Source organism: Rossellomorea aquimaris, assembly GCF_001877785.1.
Classification (GTDB): Bacteria; Bacillota; Bacilli; order Bacillales; family Bacillaceae_B; genus Rossellomorea; species Rossellomorea aquimaris_A.
Genome location: NZ_MINN01000125.1, coordinates 1 through 531, shown reverse-complemented (window position 1 = coordinate 531; position 531 = coordinate 1). Strand labels below are relative to the sequence as shown.

Annotated in this window: 1 protein-coding gene; it reads left to right on the top strand. The window is 51.4% G+C overall.

Annotated elements, in window-relative coordinates; translation table 11 throughout:
• Positions 1-124 precede the first annotated feature (124 nt).
• Positions 125-531: ribonucleotide reductase N-terminal alpha domain-containing protein (locus BHE18_RS18350; protein ID WP_440480401.1), on the top strand; the 407-nt coding region annotated here is incomplete at its 3' end.

Below are 531 nucleotides of genomic sequence, written 5' to 3'. Positions count from 1 at the left end.
CTGGTTGATCTGGTTCGAAGTAGGTTACGACGGCGCGTAAGGTGCTGAGACTGGTACTGGGTGAACGGAGTTAGGGGAGAACGTTGTGGGGTTGGAGAGTGAGGATCGCAGGCTGGGCAAGATGATGGGGGGCGAGGACGAGATTGCTGTAGTGGCGGAATGTTTGGAGGTTTTTTTTTTCTATATTGTCTCGATCGACGAAGCGGCGAACAAAGCACGCGTGTGGATCGAAGAAGATTACCGCAGCGCCATCGACAACCCGGATGAAGTCGAGCAAGGCATCGTCAACCGGCCAATTGATGTCATCGAAAAGCCGCTTGAAGTATTTTATGAGCAAATCGCTAAACGCAATGCCACTGGGCTTTCGGCAGTCGAGAAAACGCCTGAGAAACAAAGCGAATGGTTCATGAAATTCTATGAGCAGCTGGTCAATTTGAACTTTGTTCCTGCAGGCCGTGTGCTTTACGGAGCAGGCGCCGACACGGACGTCACGTATTTTAACTGCTACGTCATGCCATTTGTCGCCGATTC